Origin of the sequence: Maridesulfovibrio spiralis (SeqCode) (assembly GCF_048571135.1) — a bacterium.
In the GTDB taxonomy this organism is placed as follows: Bacteria; Desulfobacterota; Desulfovibrionia; order Desulfovibrionales; family Desulfovibrionaceae; genus Maridesulfovibrio; species Maridesulfovibrio spiralis.
This window is the reverse complement of the sequence record NZ_CP182344.1, coordinates 428,321-442,201: the sequence shown is the minus strand read 5'-3', so window position 1 is coordinate 442,201 and position 13,881 is coordinate 428,321. Positions and strand designations below refer to the sequence as shown.

The 13,881-nt window shown below is 46.6% G+C and carries 17 protein-coding genes and 1 tRNA gene; 10 read left to right on the top strand and 8 right to left on the bottom strand.

The features are described from left to right. Positions 1 to 56 precede the first annotated feature (56 nt). Together ACNI29_RS02030 and ACNI29_RS02025 are read left to right on the top strand one after the other, a co-directional pair. Positions 57 to 1,295 (top strand): AAA family ATPase, encoded by a 1,239-nt coding sequence (locus tag ACNI29_RS02030; protein ID WP_419780521.1) that lies wholly within the window; start codon positions 57 to 59, stop codon positions 1,293 to 1,295. Positions 1,296 to 1,299: 4 nt separating this feature from the next. Then, the gene (locus ACNI29_RS02025) at positions 1,300 to 1,992 is read left to right on the top strand and encodes an HNH endonuclease family protein (RefSeq protein ID WP_419780520.1); all 693 of its coding nucleotides are present in this window, start codon (positions 1,300 to 1,302) and stop codon (positions 1,990 to 1,992) included. Positions 1,993 to 2,044: 52 nt separating this feature from the next. On the opposite strand, the gene ACNI29_RS02020 is transcribed toward ACNI29_RS02025, so the two are convergent. After that, on the bottom strand, positions 2,045 to 3,205 hold the full coding sequence (locus tag ACNI29_RS02020; protein WP_419780519.1) for a pyridoxal phosphate-dependent aminotransferase: 1,161 nt from the start codon (positions 3,203 to 3,205) through the stop codon (positions 2,045 to 2,047). Positions 3,206 to 3,432: 227 nt separating this feature from the next. On the opposite strand from ACNI29_RS02020, the gene ACNI29_RS02015 reads away from it, so the two are divergent. The 4 genes from ACNI29_RS02015 (at position 3,433) to ACNI29_RS02000 (ending at position 6,271) form a co-directional block, all read left to right on the top strand. After that, positions 3,433 to 3,984, top strand: coding sequence for an aminodeoxychorismate/anthranilate synthase component II (locus ACNI29_RS02015; RefSeq protein WP_419780518.1), 552 nt, complete (start codon positions 3,433 to 3,435; stop codon positions 3,982 to 3,984). Beyond that, positions 3,950 to 5,239, top strand: coding sequence for an anthranilate synthase component I family protein (locus tag ACNI29_RS02010; protein ID WP_419780517.1), 1,290 nt, complete (start codon positions 3,950 to 3,952; stop codon positions 5,237 to 5,239). The genes ACNI29_RS02015 and ACNI29_RS02010 overlap by 35 nt, the downstream gene beginning before the upstream one ends. Further along, on the top strand, positions 5,236 to 6,012 hold the full coding sequence (locus ACNI29_RS02005) for an aminotransferase class IV (protein ID WP_419780516.1): 777 nt from the start codon (positions 5,236 to 5,238) through the stop codon (positions 6,010 to 6,012). Before ACNI29_RS02010 ends, ACNI29_RS02005 begins: the two co-directional genes overlap by 4 nt. A 79-nt stretch (positions 6,013 to 6,091) precedes the next feature. Continuing rightward, positions 6,092 to 6,271 carry a hypothetical protein gene (locus ACNI29_RS02000; RefSeq protein WP_419780515.1) on the top strand — a complete coding sequence of 60 codons (180 nt, stop codon included), beginning with the start codon at positions 6,092 to 6,094 and terminating at the stop codon, positions 6,269 to 6,271. Positions 6,272 to 6,313: 42 nt separating this feature from the next. Here ACNI29_RS02000 and ACNI29_RS01995 read toward each other — a convergent pair whose 3' ends face one another. Genes ACNI29_RS01995 through ACNI29_RS01985 form a run of 3 tightly spaced genes read right to left on the bottom strand, consistent with a single transcriptional unit; the run spans position 6,314 to position 8,470 of the window. After that, positions 6,314 to 7,333: a glycosyltransferase gene (locus ACNI29_RS01995; RefSeq protein WP_419780514.1), complete on the bottom strand. Its 1,020-nt coding sequence runs from the start codon at positions 7,331 to 7,333 to the stop codon at positions 6,314 to 6,316. Between the two features lie 2 nt (positions 7,334 to 7,335). Beyond that, positions 7,336 to 8,268: a PP-loop family protein gene (locus ACNI29_RS01990; RefSeq protein ID WP_419780513.1), complete on the bottom strand. Its 933-nt coding sequence runs from the start codon at positions 8,266 to 8,268 to the stop codon at positions 7,336 to 7,338. 4 nt (positions 8,269 to 8,272) lie between these two features. Continuing rightward, a complete protein-coding gene (locus tag ACNI29_RS01985; protein WP_419780512.1) occupies positions 8,273 to 8,470 on the bottom strand; it encodes a MoaD/ThiS family protein in 198 nt (65 codons plus the stop codon). A gap of 321 nt (positions 8,471 to 8,791) precedes the next feature. On the opposite strand from ACNI29_RS01985, the gene ACNI29_RS01980 reads away from it, so the two are divergent. From ACNI29_RS01980 to trpS, 4 genes are all read left to right on the top strand, one after another. After that, positions 8,792 to 9,151, top strand: a complete 360-nt coding sequence (locus tag ACNI29_RS01980; protein WP_419780511.1) for a response regulator — start codon at positions 8,792 to 8,794, stop codon at positions 9,149 to 9,151. A 154-nt stretch (positions 9,152 to 9,305) separates the two neighbouring features. Beyond that, a tRNA-Trp gene (locus ACNI29_RS01975) sits at positions 9,306 to 9,382 on the top strand. Positions 9,383 to 9,418: 36 nt separating this feature from the next. After that, positions 9,419 to 10,057 carry a site-2 protease family protein gene (locus ACNI29_RS01970; protein WP_419780510.1) on the top strand — a complete coding sequence of 213 codons (639 nt, stop codon included), beginning with the start codon at positions 9,419 to 9,421 and terminating at the stop codon, positions 10,055 to 10,057. A 27-nt stretch (positions 10,058 to 10,084) separates the two neighbouring features. After that, positions 10,085 to 11,080, top strand: coding sequence for a tryptophan--tRNA ligase (gene trpS / locus ACNI29_RS01965; protein ID WP_419780509.1), 996 nt, complete (start codon positions 10,085 to 10,087; stop codon positions 11,078 to 11,080). 305 nt (positions 11,081 to 11,385) lie between these two features. On the opposite strand, the gene ACNI29_RS01960 is transcribed toward trpS, so the two are convergent. The 4 genes from ACNI29_RS01960 to ACNI29_RS01945 are packed head-to-tail and all read right to left on the bottom strand — an operon-like array spanning position 11,386 to position 13,775. Next, positions 11,386 to 11,922, bottom strand: coding sequence for a hypothetical protein (locus tag ACNI29_RS01960; RefSeq protein WP_419780508.1), 537 nt, complete (start codon positions 11,920 to 11,922; stop codon positions 11,386 to 11,388). Beyond that, complete coding sequence (locus ACNI29_RS01955) at positions 11,915 to 12,061, bottom strand: hypothetical protein (protein WP_419780507.1); 147 nt, start codon at positions 12,059 to 12,061, stop codon at positions 11,915 to 11,917. The genes ACNI29_RS01960 and ACNI29_RS01955 overlap by 8 nt, the downstream gene beginning before the upstream one ends. Before the next feature lie 37 nt (positions 12,062 to 12,098). Next, the gene (locus tag ACNI29_RS01950; RefSeq protein ID WP_419780506.1) at positions 12,099 to 13,388 is read right to left on the bottom strand and encodes an SO_0444 family Cu/Zn efflux transporter; all 1,290 of its coding nucleotides are present in this window, start codon (positions 13,386 to 13,388) and stop codon (positions 12,099 to 12,101) included. Next, positions 13,389 to 13,775 (bottom strand): ArsR/SmtB family transcription factor, encoded by a 387-nt coding sequence (locus ACNI29_RS01945; protein ID WP_419780505.1) that lies wholly within the window; start codon positions 13,773 to 13,775, stop codon positions 13,389 to 13,391. Positions 13,776 to 13,881: the final 106 nt, after the last annotated feature.

Genomic DNA, 13,881 nt, shown 5'->3' with positions numbered 1-13,881 from the left:
GCGTTGAATGCGTCGATGGGATTCTTTTATATCAATTCTTCAGGAGACAACCTGCTATGTATTTAGAAAAATTATCGCTGCACAATTACCGGGGCATCCGGGATATGGAGATCGAATTTGACAGGCATCTGAATGTGTTTGTGGGCGATAATGGGTGCGGGAAGAGTAGTATAATTAGTGCTATAGGGAATGGACTGTTTGGTTCCAGAGTAGATCATTTTGTAGGTGAAGAAAGAAATACGTACGAAACACTCTTGTTTATATATAATCATCAAATTTTTGAAAATGAAGAGTATGCCAAATTTTGCCTTAATTTTATTTATGACGATAAAAAGATAGAGGTAGTTTGTAGTAGTGAACCGGACGAGATCTCCAGTACATTAAAGAAGCAGTTCCCTCGTGTTGATTTTTTAGATTTTACTATTTTCGAAGAAGATAGAGGTGTGGGATTAATTGAAAATGAACCGGATAAGGGTGCTCTTGAATCGTTGAGAAAAATTGATCCAAGACTTTCAGTGATAGCAAACAGAAATGCAGCTTTTAATCACGCTTTTGATTGGATTAAAAAAAGGGAAAGCTATGAAGATTCATTGTTCCGCAAGCATATTTTAGCAGGTAATAGCATTGATGATTTTTCTCGAGACGCACATCTTAAATTTGTTAAAGATGCTATTGTTAATATTACAGGATTTTTAGCAATAGATTTCAATATTGAACGTGGTGTTTTTGAAGTAGTTAAGGAGTATAAAGGAAAACAAGTCACATTAGGTCTATTCCAACTTTCTTTGGGTGAACGTGTATTCATAGGACTTATTGCCGCAATCGCATATAGTTTTGTTCTTTCTTCTGAATTAAATAAAAAAATTGATGCTGAACACCTCATCATAATCGACGAAATAGACCTCCATCTGCACCCCAAATGGCAACGCCGCATTGTTCCTGCACTGCGTGAGACATTTCCTAACTGCCAGTTTATTATTACAACACATTCGCCACAGGTCTTGAGTGAAGTGCCGGCGGAGAATATTTTTTCCCTTTACCGTGATGAGGATGGGGATATTCGCTACGACAAGCCTGTTCGCAGCAAGGGGCTGACTTCATCTGAAATTCTTACCGAAGTTATGGATGTTTCTGATATTAATGACGAAGTAGCTGCCACTGTTAATGAAATTTATATATGTATTGAGAATGAGGAGTTTGATAAGGCTCGTGGTATCTTAGATGATCTTGAATCTGAACTCGGTCAGATACCGGCATTGATTGAAGCGCGGACAGTTCTTGATCTTTCGGAGTAAAGCTGTGCTGAATATTAAAAAGAGCACTGAGACTCAAGAGTTTAAAGATTTCAAACGTGAGCAAAGCAAAGTTTGCGATCTTTCTGATTACGACGGCAAGTATAACGAATTGATTACTTCTGAGGCAAAAAATGCTGCCCAGAAATCTTTGTGTGAAGATCAAGGATACCTGTGTTGCTATTGTATGCAGCGGATTAACCATGTGAGATGTCCTGATGACAAAGTTCAGGATGTCAAATGTATGCGCCTTGAGCATTTCAAATGCCAAAGTAATCACAAAGAACTAAAGTTTGAATTTTCAAATATGCTTGCCGCGTGTCACGGGTTTAACCATAGAAGGGATTCAGAGAAGCATTGCGATGTAAGTAAAGCTGATGCGGAATTAAAGTACGACCCTTCAAGCTATGATGTTGAGAGGATTGTTTTTTATCTTCCAGATGGAACAATCTATTCAAATGATACTGAATTCAGTGAACAACTTGATAACGTGCTGAACTTAAATATTGAGTATTTGAAGAGAAACAGAAAGTCTGTCCGTGATGGTGTGAAAAAGTATCTGGATATAACCGGATGGAAAGAGGGTAACTATAAAAAGGCTCTTGCCAAATATGAAACTCAGAATTCAGACGGTGAATTAAAAGAATATTGCGGCGTAGCGATCAACTACCTAAAAAAGAAATTACACCAACCAAAATAAAGCCCTGCGAACACAAAGTCCGCAGGGCTTTTCTTTTTATCGAGTCAGAAGTCTAGCTGTTTTCTTTTACGTATTTTTCAAGCCTGTTCATTCCTTCAGCTAGGTTTTCCATTGAGTTGGCGTAGGAGAGGCGGATAAAGCCTTCGGCTCCTTCGCCGAAATCAATGCCCGGTGTGACTCCGATTCCGGCTTTCTCTAGGATGTCGAAGGCCAGTTTCAGGGAGCTGCCGTCGAATTTAGCTGCCAGATGCTTCATGTTTACCAGCACATAGAAAGCCCCGGTTGGTTCGACTTTGATATCAAAGCCGATTTCGCGCAGCCGTTTGATCAGGAACTTGCGTCGTTCGTCGTAAATGCCTTTGATGCGGTTGACCTCATCCCACGATTCTGTGAGCGCGGCTACTCCGGCATGCTGGGCCATGGAGTTGGCGGAAATGAAAAAATTCTGGCAGAGCTTCTGCATTGGCCGGACGTATTTTTCCGGGGCGATAATGTAGCCCAGCCGCCATCCGGTCATGGCGAAAAGCTTGGAAAATCCGTTCAGCACAAAAGCGTGGTCGGTGTATTCAAGGATGGTATGTTCCTTTTCCCCGTACACAAGGCCGTGGTAAATTTCATCGGAGATAATCCAAGGCCCCATCTTGGCGATTTTCTCCATGCGGTCCGGCGGGAGCAGGGTTCCGGTTGGGTTGGAAGGGGAGTTGATCAGAATCGCTTTGGTGCGTTCGTTGATGGCCTTTTCAATTGCTTCCGGGCGGTACTGGAATCCGTCTTCCTCAAAAGTGCGGATGGAGTTGGCTTCAGCCCCGGAAAAGGAAATGAAGTTGCTGTAACAGGCATAGGCGGGGTCGGAAACAATGATATTGTCGCCCTGATCCAGAATGAAGGTGAAGAGCAGCAGCATTGCCGGGGAAGTCCCCTGAGTAATGATGACCCGGCCCGGATCAACATCCACACCGTATGTGTCGTTGTAATATTTGCTGATAGCCTCGCGCAGTTTTGGTATGCCCAGACTGTGGGTGTAGTGGGTTTCACCGGATTCCAGTGCCTTGATACAGGCCTGTTTGACACATTCCGGGGTATCGAAATCAGGTTCACCGATTTCCATGTGGATGATGCTGCGCCCCTGACGTTCCATTTCCTGCGCTTTTTCCAGAACGTCCATGACCAAAAAGGGGGTGATCTCACAGGCTCTTTTCGAAATACATTCCATACTGCTCTCCGTGGGAATATTATGACGCGCTGCGCGCATTTGATGATTTGATTTAGCCTTCAGCGGAACCAAAGGGAATGATCTCCTTTGTAATCCCTGATAGTGGGGAGGGGGTAAGAGTATATAACCTATACATTTTGATCTCCCTGAACGCAATACGTCAGTTCTGAATCAGTTTATCATGCTTGTGCCCCGTCTTTTGATGAAGTAAACACCCGGTTCGAACCATGAATATACTTCTTATCGATAACAACGACAGCTTTACCAACAACCTTGAGCATCTGCTGGCCCGTGAGATTTCCGGGGCGCGCATTTCTGTGCGTCCTTATGCCGAGGTGCTGGGTAAAGGCAGCGGTTTTGATTTCAAGAGCTATGCGCTGATCATTATTTCACCCGGACCCGGTTGTCCGGCAGACTATCCCGGTTATGCAGCGGTTTTTGAATCCGGCCTGCCTGTGCTGGGTATCTGCCTGGGCATGCAGATTATGAATGAATATTTCGGGGGCCGTACTGCTCGACTGGACGGCTGTTTTCATGGTCGCACCGAAAAAATATCTTTCGCCGGGAAGAAGCTGGATGTGGCTCGCTATCATTCTCTTTATTGTGCCGAACTTGGGCAGGGGCTGGAACTGCTTAGTTTTAATTCTGCCCATGTTCCTATGGCTGTAGGGCATCCGAATCTCCCGCTTCTGGGATATCAATTTCACCCGGAATCTTTCTTAACCGAGCAACCCGGAGTCTTCATTGAATTCGCCATTAATTATTGCGGACTGCTGTAGCTTCGAACGGTTCAGGGAAATCGCGGCGCATTTCGTGCGTAATCATGATGCGGATATTCTGCTCGGCTCCCTGGAATTTGCTGATTCTAGCTTTAGTTATCTCGGCATTGATCCAGTTGACGAGCTGGTGATGACGCATGGTCATAAAGCCGATGATTTTTCCGTAAAAATGAAGGACTTTTGTTTCGCGGAAGACACTCCGGTTATAGGTTACCTCTCCTATGAATTGGGACATGAATTACGTGGAGTGGAGAGCGATAAGCCTGCTGAGTTTCCGCTGCTGCACTTGAAAAAATATCGCGCTGCACTGATTCATGGAGGTGGTGATTCGTCCCTGAGAATTATCTGCGGAGATGAAAGTTATCGGTCAGCGGTTCTCGTCGAGATCGGGAAAGCAGAAGCCGTTCCAGATATTTCATTGCCTTCGTTTGTTAAAAGTGATGTGCGTATGTCCTTGGATAAACAGGGGTATGAGGAAGGCGTTGCCCGCACTCTTGAATATATCCGAGAGGGACTTACCTACCAGTTGAATCTGACAACAAGGTTCAGCATGTCGGGTGGGGATTTGGATCCTGTTCTCTGGTTTTTTGCATTGCATAAAAAGTATCCTGCGCCTTACTATGCACTTCTGAAGAGCGGTGGGAATATGATTATTTCCACTTCACCGGAACTCTTTTTGCGGGTGGAAAAGGGTCAGGTTCTTTCGGAGCCGATTAAGGGAACCCTTCGTTTTGAAGAGTATTCCGAAGATTTGGTCAGGGGATTACAAAGCTCAGTTAAAGAAGACTCGGAACTTTCCATGATCGTGGATTTGATCCGTAATGATATTTCTGCCGACTGCCTTTACGGTTCGGTGGTTGTTGAGGATCACAAATCAGTATTTGCGGTGGACAACCTCTTGCAGATGTTCAGCCGGGTGCGTGGGGAATTACGTGAAGGGCGTGACTGTATTGATCTGCTCTTGAGTGCTTTTCCCGGTGGTTCCATTACCGGGTGTCCCAAGAAAAGTTCCATGGAGCTTATCGATAAGCTGGAGCCGCATGTGCGCGGGCCGTATTGCGGGAGCATTGTGTTTATCAACGGTCCGCAGGATATGGTTTCTTCCATTCCTATCAGGACAGCTGTGTTTAATCAGGCGGATAAAGAACTTCATTACTGGGCCGGAAGCGGCATAGTAATTGATTCTGATCCTGAAGCGGAGTATCTGGAGACGATTGCCAAAGCCGGCAAAATTCTCGACCCGGAGTCTGTATGATTTATTTCAGGAATGGTGAGTTTATCGAAGATGCGGTCAGTCTCGATCTGGCCCAGCCAGCGTTCAGGACCGGGTACGGTTTCTTTGAGACCATCTGCTGGAATGGAAATAAACTCTGCCATCTGGACCTGCATATTGAGCGTGCGCGTAAGAGTCTGGCCCAGTTTGGAATTTCTGAGCAAGCTCTTGATTATGCCGCTGTCATCAAAGATGTACTGGCGACTAATGGTCTGGAGAATGAATTCGCGAGGGTGAATATATTCTTTCCGGTTGAGGAAAATTGCACTGTGCCTGTCGTGTGTGCTGTTCCGTTTGAATACATCCCGAAGCGCACTTGGACTCTGAAGCCCTGCCCGGATGTTTTTCTTTCCCCGCTCATGGCTCATAAATCCACCAATCGCATGGATTACCTGAACGCCTGGCAGGACGCGCTTGCGGACGGTTTTAATGATGCTTTGTTGCAGGATTTTGACGGGAATGTGCTGGAATCATCATTCGCTTCCCTTATGTTCCGCAAGGGAAATTCGTTTTACGAACCATTGAGCGCCTACAAACTTCCCGGTACGGCCCGCATCGTAGCGGCTCAGCATGTTGAAATTATAGAGAAAAAAATTAATCTGGCGCAGATTGATGATTTTGATTATGTCTACGCTCTTAATTCATTGGGTGGGATGATTCCGGTCACTGCTGTGGGAGAGATGGAATTTGAAGCTGATTTTGATTCTGTAGAGAGAGTCAGTGCCGCGGTATTGGAACTGGAATTTATCTCTTAATTAAGATATAAAGATTTTACTTGAATGTATAGAGTTTTTCTATAGTACTGAAACTATTGAAGTAAGGAGAGTTCAATAGATGGATAATGGTTTGTCCATAAAAGTTATCGCTGTGCTGCTTGGTCTTTTTTTAATCTGGATGCTGGTATCCGTTCAATGTGCCAAGTCAGAAACAGCCAGCCCTGCCGAGGTTGAAGTCATAAACAAGGTAACTCTTAAAAATAACTCTAAAATTATTTTCAAGATTGCGGAAAAATAAGGTCGTTAAGACCTTATTTTTTTATGTGAGGTGCTACTGCGTCTAAGAAACCAGTAAATAATCTCGTCCCATCACATAACCGCGCCCATTGAGGAACTCTGCTACTTCATCACGGGCGCCCCAACTGGCCACATACGAAAGCAGAAATGTTTCCCCGGCTGCAGGAATTTCATCACGGTGCAGAACTTTCTTGCCGCGAATCAGCATGCCTACCTTGCGCGGGTCCACATCAACATAAAAAGCAGTTTCCACGCCCAGACTTTCCAGCATCTGGTAGCGTTTGCGGGAAGTTCGCCCTGATCCGATAATTCCTACTTTGGGGTCGGGGCCAAGGTGCTTCTGCAGCCAGCGGAAAAGATATTCGCTTTTGATGCGGTAGAAGGCTTCCACTGTGTATTTGGGATGGTTGCGCGACAGGCGGTCCGGCGGATCATTCCAGATGAGCAGTTCCTCATCAACCTTGCGCATTTTTACCCCGGCTTCCAGCCAACGCAGGATCAGTTCGTAATCTTCAGGAAAATCTCCATCACGGAACGGTCCATGCGCGGCAATCAAATCTTTGCGCATCATGATCGAAGGGTTGGCAAAGGGAAATTCCACGAAACGGTTCAATGAAATTTCCTCTGCGCCGACCAGAGTATTGATCCAGTCAACATAATGAGCGTAGCCCCCATTCTTTGCGCGGTCCCCGCCGAATCCGACCCGGCAGGCGGTCAGTCCTGTACCGGGGTCGATATCCAGCAAAGCTGCTTGTTTTCCGATGCGTTCAGGCAACGCGATGTCGTCCGCGTCCATGCGGGCAATATATTTCCCCTCAGCAGCACCTATTGCGGCATTGGCCGCGCCGACAACCCCCTGATGGTCTAGAAACAACGGTTTCAAGCGAGAGTCACGGGCGGCATAGTCACGCAACACATTTGCAGTTCCGTCTGAGGAGCCGTCATCCACGGCTACCAGTTCCAGATCGGAGCAGGTCTGTTCGAGGATGCTTTCAATTGCCGCTCCTACAGTAGCTTCACAATTGTAGCAGGGCATGGTGACTGAAACTTTGGGGCTGCTCACGGTTATTCTGCTCCGTTGGCTTCCTGTTCGATGGATTCCTGCAGCTGGCGTTTGAGCCTGCAAATGTTGCATACTCCGGCGGAAGTAGGGTAGCCGCATTCAGAACAGGGGTTAATCTCAAAGTCTTTTGTTTCGCTTTCATAGGCAGCAAAAGCAGGCTGGCCGCGATCGAGAAAGCCTTTGTAGAAAGCTCGCTTTGTTCCGGGGCTGCGTAGTTCCATGTCGCGCCAAAGTAGCTTGTGACCCGTAAAGCTGGCTCCGCCGCTGTATGGACAGGGTAGGTGGTGATATGGAATTCCGGCTAGAAAAGAGAATACGGCACTTTCGTATTCAGTGACCCGGAAAAGGGGTTTTACTTTCTTGGCGAATCCGTGTTCCGCAGGCAGTACGGGGCCTTGATCGGAAAGGTAGCCCTGATCCCAGCGCAGTGTGTTAGCGAAGAGTCTGGCTATCTCGTCATCCAGATTGTGGCCGGTGGCAAGGGCGGTGTAACCCTCTTCAATGGCGACCTTGTTAAAGTAGTGGCGTTTGAATTTGCCACAGATAGAACAGATTGGACGGCGGATGTGCTTTTTGATCAGCGGCATGGGCACGCCTTCTTTTTCCAGTTCAACCACGCGCAGCGGGTAACCTTTGTCCTTGCAGAAGTCTTCAACAACTGAGCGCGCTTTGATGGATGATTCGAAAATCCCCAGATCAATGTGCAGTCCGGTAACATCGTAGCCCAGTTCAGCCAATGCATACATCAGCCCGAGGGAATCCTTACCCCCGGAAAGGGCGACCAGCACTTTGTCGTCGCGTTCCAGCAGCTTGCGCTTCTTGATGCCCTGCGCAACCTGTTTCATGAAAAAATTATTGAAATGTTCTTTGCAGAACGCAGCGTTGTGACTGGGCAGTGAAACCACCGCCTTTCCTTTGCATACTTTACATTTCATGTTTTTAACCTACGGAAATTACTTTTCTGAGTTCAATTTCATCGCCCTGAAAGATCCGCTCATCAGGTGTGAGCAGCTCGCCGTTGCGGATGACCAGTGTATCGGTATGGTGCAGTCCCTGTTTGTTGAGTAATTGGAGGACTGTATTCAATTTAGTGTATTCTACTGTCTGGCCTTCCGGTTCGATGGTTACAATTACCATGGTCAGACTCCTTTTTTTTATTATTATATGATATGATAGTGCCGAGGGTTAGGGATTTAGCGTTTAAGTCCGTTTTCATCAAGCTTTTCCTACTACTGAGAGGTAGAATTTTTGTCGGTTCAGGTTACAATCAGGGGAAATTGAAAAAAATAAGCAGCCAGATCTGAAAAACGCTGGTAAAATGTGATAGTATCGGGATATTGATTATACGGCTATGGTTTGCGTTTTGGCTAACGCAAAAAAAAATCTATAAATGTTGACCCCAACTCGAATAATGAACTAAACTGGTAATAATGAAAAACGACTTTCAAGGAGTTGCATATGGCTCAGAAGACAATTTTAGTCGTTGACGACGAAAAACATATACGGATGCTCTACAGAGAGGAGCTGGAGGCAGGGGGCTATAAAGTGGCCACTTCTGATGGTACTGAGGATATTCTGGCAGTTATCGGGCGGGAGAACCCGGACCTTGTTGTTCTGGATATCAAGCTTGGTATCAACCGTTCCGGTCTGGATCTGCTGCAGGAGATCAGACAGGAGGATCAGGAACTTCCAGTTATTTTGAGTACAGCCTACGATAGCTTCAAGCATGATATGAAGTCCATCGCGGCTGACCATTATGTGGTGAAATCCGTTGATTTAAGCGAGTTGAAAATGAAAGTCTCGCAGGCTTTGGGGTGATTTCCGATCTGTTTAGGTGTTGCCTGATGACCAAAATAATTAATTTTTTTTAGGAGTCTGTGAAAATAGACTCCTTTTTTACTTGCCAAACCCAAAAGGGGGTGCTAGAACCCGCTTGTCTTTGACGGCAGAGATGTCTCAAGGCAATAAATGCAGGCCAGTAGTTCCAACGGCTAGAACGTCGGTCTCCAAAACCGAATGCTGGGGGTTCGAATCCCTCCTGGCCTGCCATTTATCACTTCTAAAAAGCGAACAAGCTTACAATCCATGTTCGACATCGCCAATACAATCAAAGAAATAAGCATTCTTGCTTTACCTTTTCTTCTCGCTATTACTTGTCATGAAGCCGCTCACGGCTTCGCTGCCTATCTTTTAGGCGACCCCACGGCTAAACAGGCCGGACGCCTTACTCTGAATCCCCTAAAGCATCTTGATCCGATGGGAACCCTTGCCCTCGTGCTTACGCGCATGATCGGCTGGGCTAAACCTGTTCCGGTCAATCCCATGTATTTTAAAAATCCGCAGAGGGATATGATGATTGTCGCTTTGGCAGGTCCTGCGGCAAACATGGTACTTGCGGTAATGTTCTCAATTGTCGTAAAGGTCATTGGTTCACTCGATGCGAACGGTCTTTCACCGCTGATGCTCAAGATTCTTGTGCCTGCGATGATGATTGCCAATGCGGGAGTCATAATCAATCTGGCCCTGTGCTTTTTTAATCTTCTGCCCATACCGCCTTTGGATGGGAGCAAGATAATAGCCGGATTCATGCCCCGTGAGGCCGCATTCAAATTTATGTCGTTCCGGTACGGATTTATTATTGTAATCGTACTGGCAATGCTCGGACTGCTCGGCAAGATCATCAGTCCGGCCATGGGTTTTTTCTATAATTTTCTGGTTCAATAGAGCCGCCAAGCATAAAAGATTTTTAAAATGAGTAAGACAAACAATCGCATTGTTTCAGGTATGAGGCCCACCGGCAGGTTGCATTTGGGACACTATTTCGGTGTTCTGGTCAACTGGGTCAGGATTCAGGAAGACCATGAATGTTATTTTTTTGTTGCAGACTGGCATGCCATGACCAGTGAATATTCCGATCCCCGCAAGATTGGTGGATTTGTTCCTGAGCTGGTTAAAGACTGGATTGCTGCCGGTCTTGATCCTGAAAAATGTGTGATCTTTCATCAGTCACAGGTTAAGGAGCACATTGAGCTGCACTTGATCCTGTCCATGCTGACCCCGCTGGGCTGGCTGGAACGTAACCCTACTTACAAGGAAATCAAGCAGGAACTGGTTCAGAAAGAACTCAATACCTACGGTTTTCTCGGTTACCCCGTGCTTATGGCTTCGGATATCCTCATGTACAAGCCTTCGCTTGTCCCTGTTGGTCAGGATCAGCTTCCCCACTTGGAACTGACCCGTGAGATTGCGCGTCGCTTCAACCACTTGAATGGTGATTATTTCCCCGAGCCGAACGCAATGCTCACCGAGGACGCTAAACTTCCCGGACTCGACGGCCGCAAGATGTCCAAGAGTTACAACAACGGCATCTACCTCGGCGAGCCTATGGATGAGGTTAAGCCCAAGGTTATGTCCATGCTCACCGACAAAAACAGGCTTCGCAAGTCCGATCCGGGCGATCCTGAAGTTTGCAACCTCTATCCCTACCACAAGCTGCTCACTGATGCTGAGACCTGTGCTGAGATCGAGGAAGGCTGCCGCAACGCAAGCCGTGGTTGTGTGGAATGCAAGAAGTTGCTGGCTGAAAACATGGCTAAATTCCTCGAACCTATGCAGGAACGCCGCCGCCATCTGGACGAAAATCCGCAGCTCGTCTGGGATATTCTCCACGAAGGTACTGCCAAAGCTCAGGCTAAGGCAAAAGAGAACATGGATGAGATTCGCGAAAGAATCGGCTTCAAGTTCTAAGGTTGATTAATACTAAATTTAAAATCCCCTGTTGCAGATGCAGCAGGGGATTTTTTTGTTTTATATTGTCAGTGCATTTAAGTCTGGCACTGAATGTTTAATGATTTTGTCCACCTCCAGGCGGACTTCAGGAAGGCATCAACTGCCTTTGGGGTTTATTTCAGCGCACCGGCAATCGCCTGATTTGTTCTCAGATATTATCCGTTTATAAATGGTGGAGTGTCCGTTACGGATGACATCCTGTATTATATCTTCCTTGGTGTATCCAAAACAGTGGCAAATTAGCTCTGACATTGTAATTATGTTTAGAATTTGCTGATAATAAAATCCGTTATAGCTTGAATTGCGGATTTCTTTTGTTCTTTCAACTCATTGTCGGTTTCCCACCATTGCAGGTCGCTGAATTCGAGCGGGAGCCGCAAGGTCAGAAAGGGCAGGAAGAAGTTGTATACATTTTCCTTTGATGAGCCTTTGACGGAATCAAAATGGAAAAAGACCTCACCGATGAACCATGATTTATCTTTCTGGGTCGCCGGTTCCGGAGGCTTGATGTACATGAAGTCTGGGTCGGTTTCCGATTTCAGCTCGTTATCATGAAAGCGGGCGAAAAGGTCCAGTACCTGTTTCCGAATGAGTTTATCGCCGTAGACATCAACTATAAAAGTGAATTTGAGAAATCCAGTTTCCGGGGTCATGTTATGGCGTGAGATCTTCAGCACCCCGTCCTTGCGTTTGGATTCATCATCGTCAAGGAAAAGGTCAAAGGCGCAAAAGCCGATGAAGTTTTCAGAACCACGCAACTCTTCTAGTTGCGCTTCAATTCCAGCAGTATCTTTATTCATTGCTGCCCATCTCTTTTTTATCCGATTGTTCACGGACTGGGGGTTGGCCCATTCCGATTCCGGTTCTTTTAACCATCTTGAAAATGGCAAGAATAATGACCAGCATGATAATTATTGCTTCTACGCCTTCACCCGTCATCTGAAACCCTCCGGTGCTTTCTGGCATCCTTTCTCTTTTAATGCGAACAACCGTGCAATGATTCACCTTTCACCAAAGTTGTTACCTTGGGAACAGCAATTAAGGCAAGCAGAATGAATGCGCTAAGGGTGTAAAGCATGCCGTGTCCGTCTTCTGATCCCGACTGTACCCAGTCAGTCACGCTTAGACCGATAGAGTAGTAAAGCCAGTTGGTGAGCATGCCGAGCGCAAGTGAACATCCGATGATTGATCCGAGATAGATCAGCGCGGAACGCTTACCCAGTAGCTTGGCAACAACTGTGAATGATGCAGCATTTGTGGCCGGACCAGCCAGCAGGAAAACCAGCGCTGCACCGGGTGACAGTCCTTTGAGGGCCAGTGCTGCTGCAATGGGGGTTGAGGCCGTGGCGCAGACGTAGAGCGGAACAGCTGCCGCCAGCATTACCAGCAAGGGCAGGAAGCCGTCACCAAGGTTGCGCTCAATGAATCCGTCAGGGATCAGCGCTCCGAATATCCCGGCCAGTAATACTCCGCCGAGGAACCAGATTCCGATATCCTGTAGAAGGTTACCGAAAGAATATTGCATTCCGAAATAAAATTTCCCGATGAAGGAGTCCGGTCGTTCTTCGGAATGGCTGTGACCGCAGCCGCAACCGGAATCAGAGCAAGTGGAGTCTGAGTGGTCATGGGCTTTATCGGATGAACATCCGCACCCGGAATCGCAGCAACTTGACTCTGTTTGCGGTATAATTTCCTGAGTTGAACATCTGCATCCGGAATCTTGGCAGCTTGCTTCCGAAACTGGGGAGAGGGACGGGGCTGAACATCCGCATTCATTTCTGGAGCTTGGGGATTCCATTTTAGGTATCAGTACTGCAGCGGGGATTGGCACAGTTATTTCCGGTTCTTTGCTCTTGTCGTCTCTGTCAACCAGAATTCCGGCTATCATCGCAGTGAAAAAGGCTGCAAAAGGACGGATGAATGCCATTACCGGGTCCAGAAGAGCGTAAGTTACAGCAATGGAATCTACACCAGTTTCAGGAGTGGAGATCAAGAATGAAGTGGTTGCCCCTTTACTTGCTCCCTGCTCGCGCAATTGCGCGGCTGCGGGGATTACGCCACAACTGCATAGTGGGATCGGGACGCCAAGAATGGAAGCTTTGAATACATCTGAGGTTTTACCGGAACCAAGGTTTTTAGAAATGAATTCCGGCCCTACATAAGCTTTAAGTAGTCCGGCAATGAAAAAACCCAAAAGCATGAATGGTGCTGATTCCAGCAGAACATCCCATGATTCATGCATGATTGATGAGAGTATTTCGGTCATTTATTTTTCTCCTTGCAGAGTTGCACAACCATCGCCCAGCATGTGCGCCAGTGCAGTCTGCATGATTAGTTCAACATGTTTGTCGTCGAGCCTGTATATGGCTCTGCGTCCTTTTTTTTCAAATCGCACCATGCGTGCTGTCCTTAATATTCGCAATTGATGCGATACAGCTGAATGACTCATGTCAAGCAGTTCCGATAAATCACAGACGCATAAGTTGGTGATGGAAAGAGCATGCAGTATCCTGATCCGCACCGGCTCCCCAAGAATCTTGAAGATAGCAGCCAGATCGGTCATGGTTTCTTCAGGACAGCATTTTGTTTTAACAAGTTCCACCGCGCCCGGCGTAGGGTTATGGATGGAACAGCAGTCTTCATTATTCGGCATGGTTACACTCTTTATGTTAATATATGAACAACTGTTCATATATTAAGCGCGTCGACTGAGAAGTCAAGATTAAATTGAGATGGTAATTACCTTTGATAATAGTTGC

Excerpts from the sequence above, each read along its gene's own strand:
- ACNI29_RS02030 (WP_419780521.1), top strand. The coding sequence starts at position 57 with ATGTATTTAGAAAAATTATCGCTGCACAATTACCGGGGCATCCGGGAT.
- ACNI29_RS02020 (WP_419780519.1), bottom strand. The coding sequence starts at position 3,205 with ATGGAATGTATTTCGAAAAGAGCCTGTGAGATCACCCCCTTTTTGGTC.
- ACNI29_RS02015 (WP_419780518.1), top strand. The coding sequence starts at position 3,433 with ATGAATATACTTCTTATCGATAACAACGACAGCTTTACCAACAACCTT.
- ACNI29_RS02005 (WP_419780516.1), top strand. The coding sequence starts at position 5,236 with ATGATTTATTTCAGGAATGGTGAGTTTATCGAAGATGCGGTCAGTCTC.
- ACNI29_RS02000 (WP_419780515.1), top strand. The coding sequence starts at position 6,092 with ATGGATAATGGTTTGTCCATAAAAGTTATCGCTGTGCTGCTTGGTCTT.
- ACNI29_RS01990 (WP_419780513.1), bottom strand. The coding sequence starts at position 8,268 with ATGAAATGTAAAGTATGCAAAGGAAAGGCGGTGGTTTCACTGCCCAGT.
- ACNI29_RS01985 (WP_419780512.1), bottom strand. The coding sequence starts at position 8,470 with ATGGTAATTGTAACCATCGAACCGGAAGGCCAGACAGTAGAATACACT.
- ACNI29_RS01980 (WP_419780511.1), top strand. The coding sequence starts at position 8,792 with ATGGCTCAGAAGACAATTTTAGTCGTTGACGACGAAAAACATATACGG.
- ACNI29_RS01970 (WP_419780510.1), top strand. The coding sequence starts at position 9,419 with ATGTTCGACATCGCCAATACAATCAAAGAAATAAGCATTCTTGCTTTA.
- trpS (WP_419780509.1), top strand. The coding sequence starts at position 10,085 with ATGAGTAAGACAAACAATCGCATTGTTTCAGGTATGAGGCCCACCGGC.
- ACNI29_RS01960 (WP_419780508.1), bottom strand. The coding sequence starts at position 11,922 with ATGAATAAAGATACTGCTGGAATTGAAGCGCAACTAGAAGAGTTGCGT.
- ACNI29_RS01955 (WP_419780507.1), bottom strand. The coding sequence starts at position 12,061 with ATGACGGGTGAAGGCGTAGAAGCAATAATTATCATGCTGGTCATTATT.
- ACNI29_RS01950 (WP_419780506.1), bottom strand. The coding sequence starts at position 13,388 with ATGACCGAAATACTCTCATCAATCATGCATGAATCATGGGATGTTCTG.
- ACNI29_RS01945 (WP_419780505.1), bottom strand. The coding sequence starts at position 13,775 with ATGCCGAATAATGAAGACTGCTGTTCCATCCATAACCCTACGCCGGGC.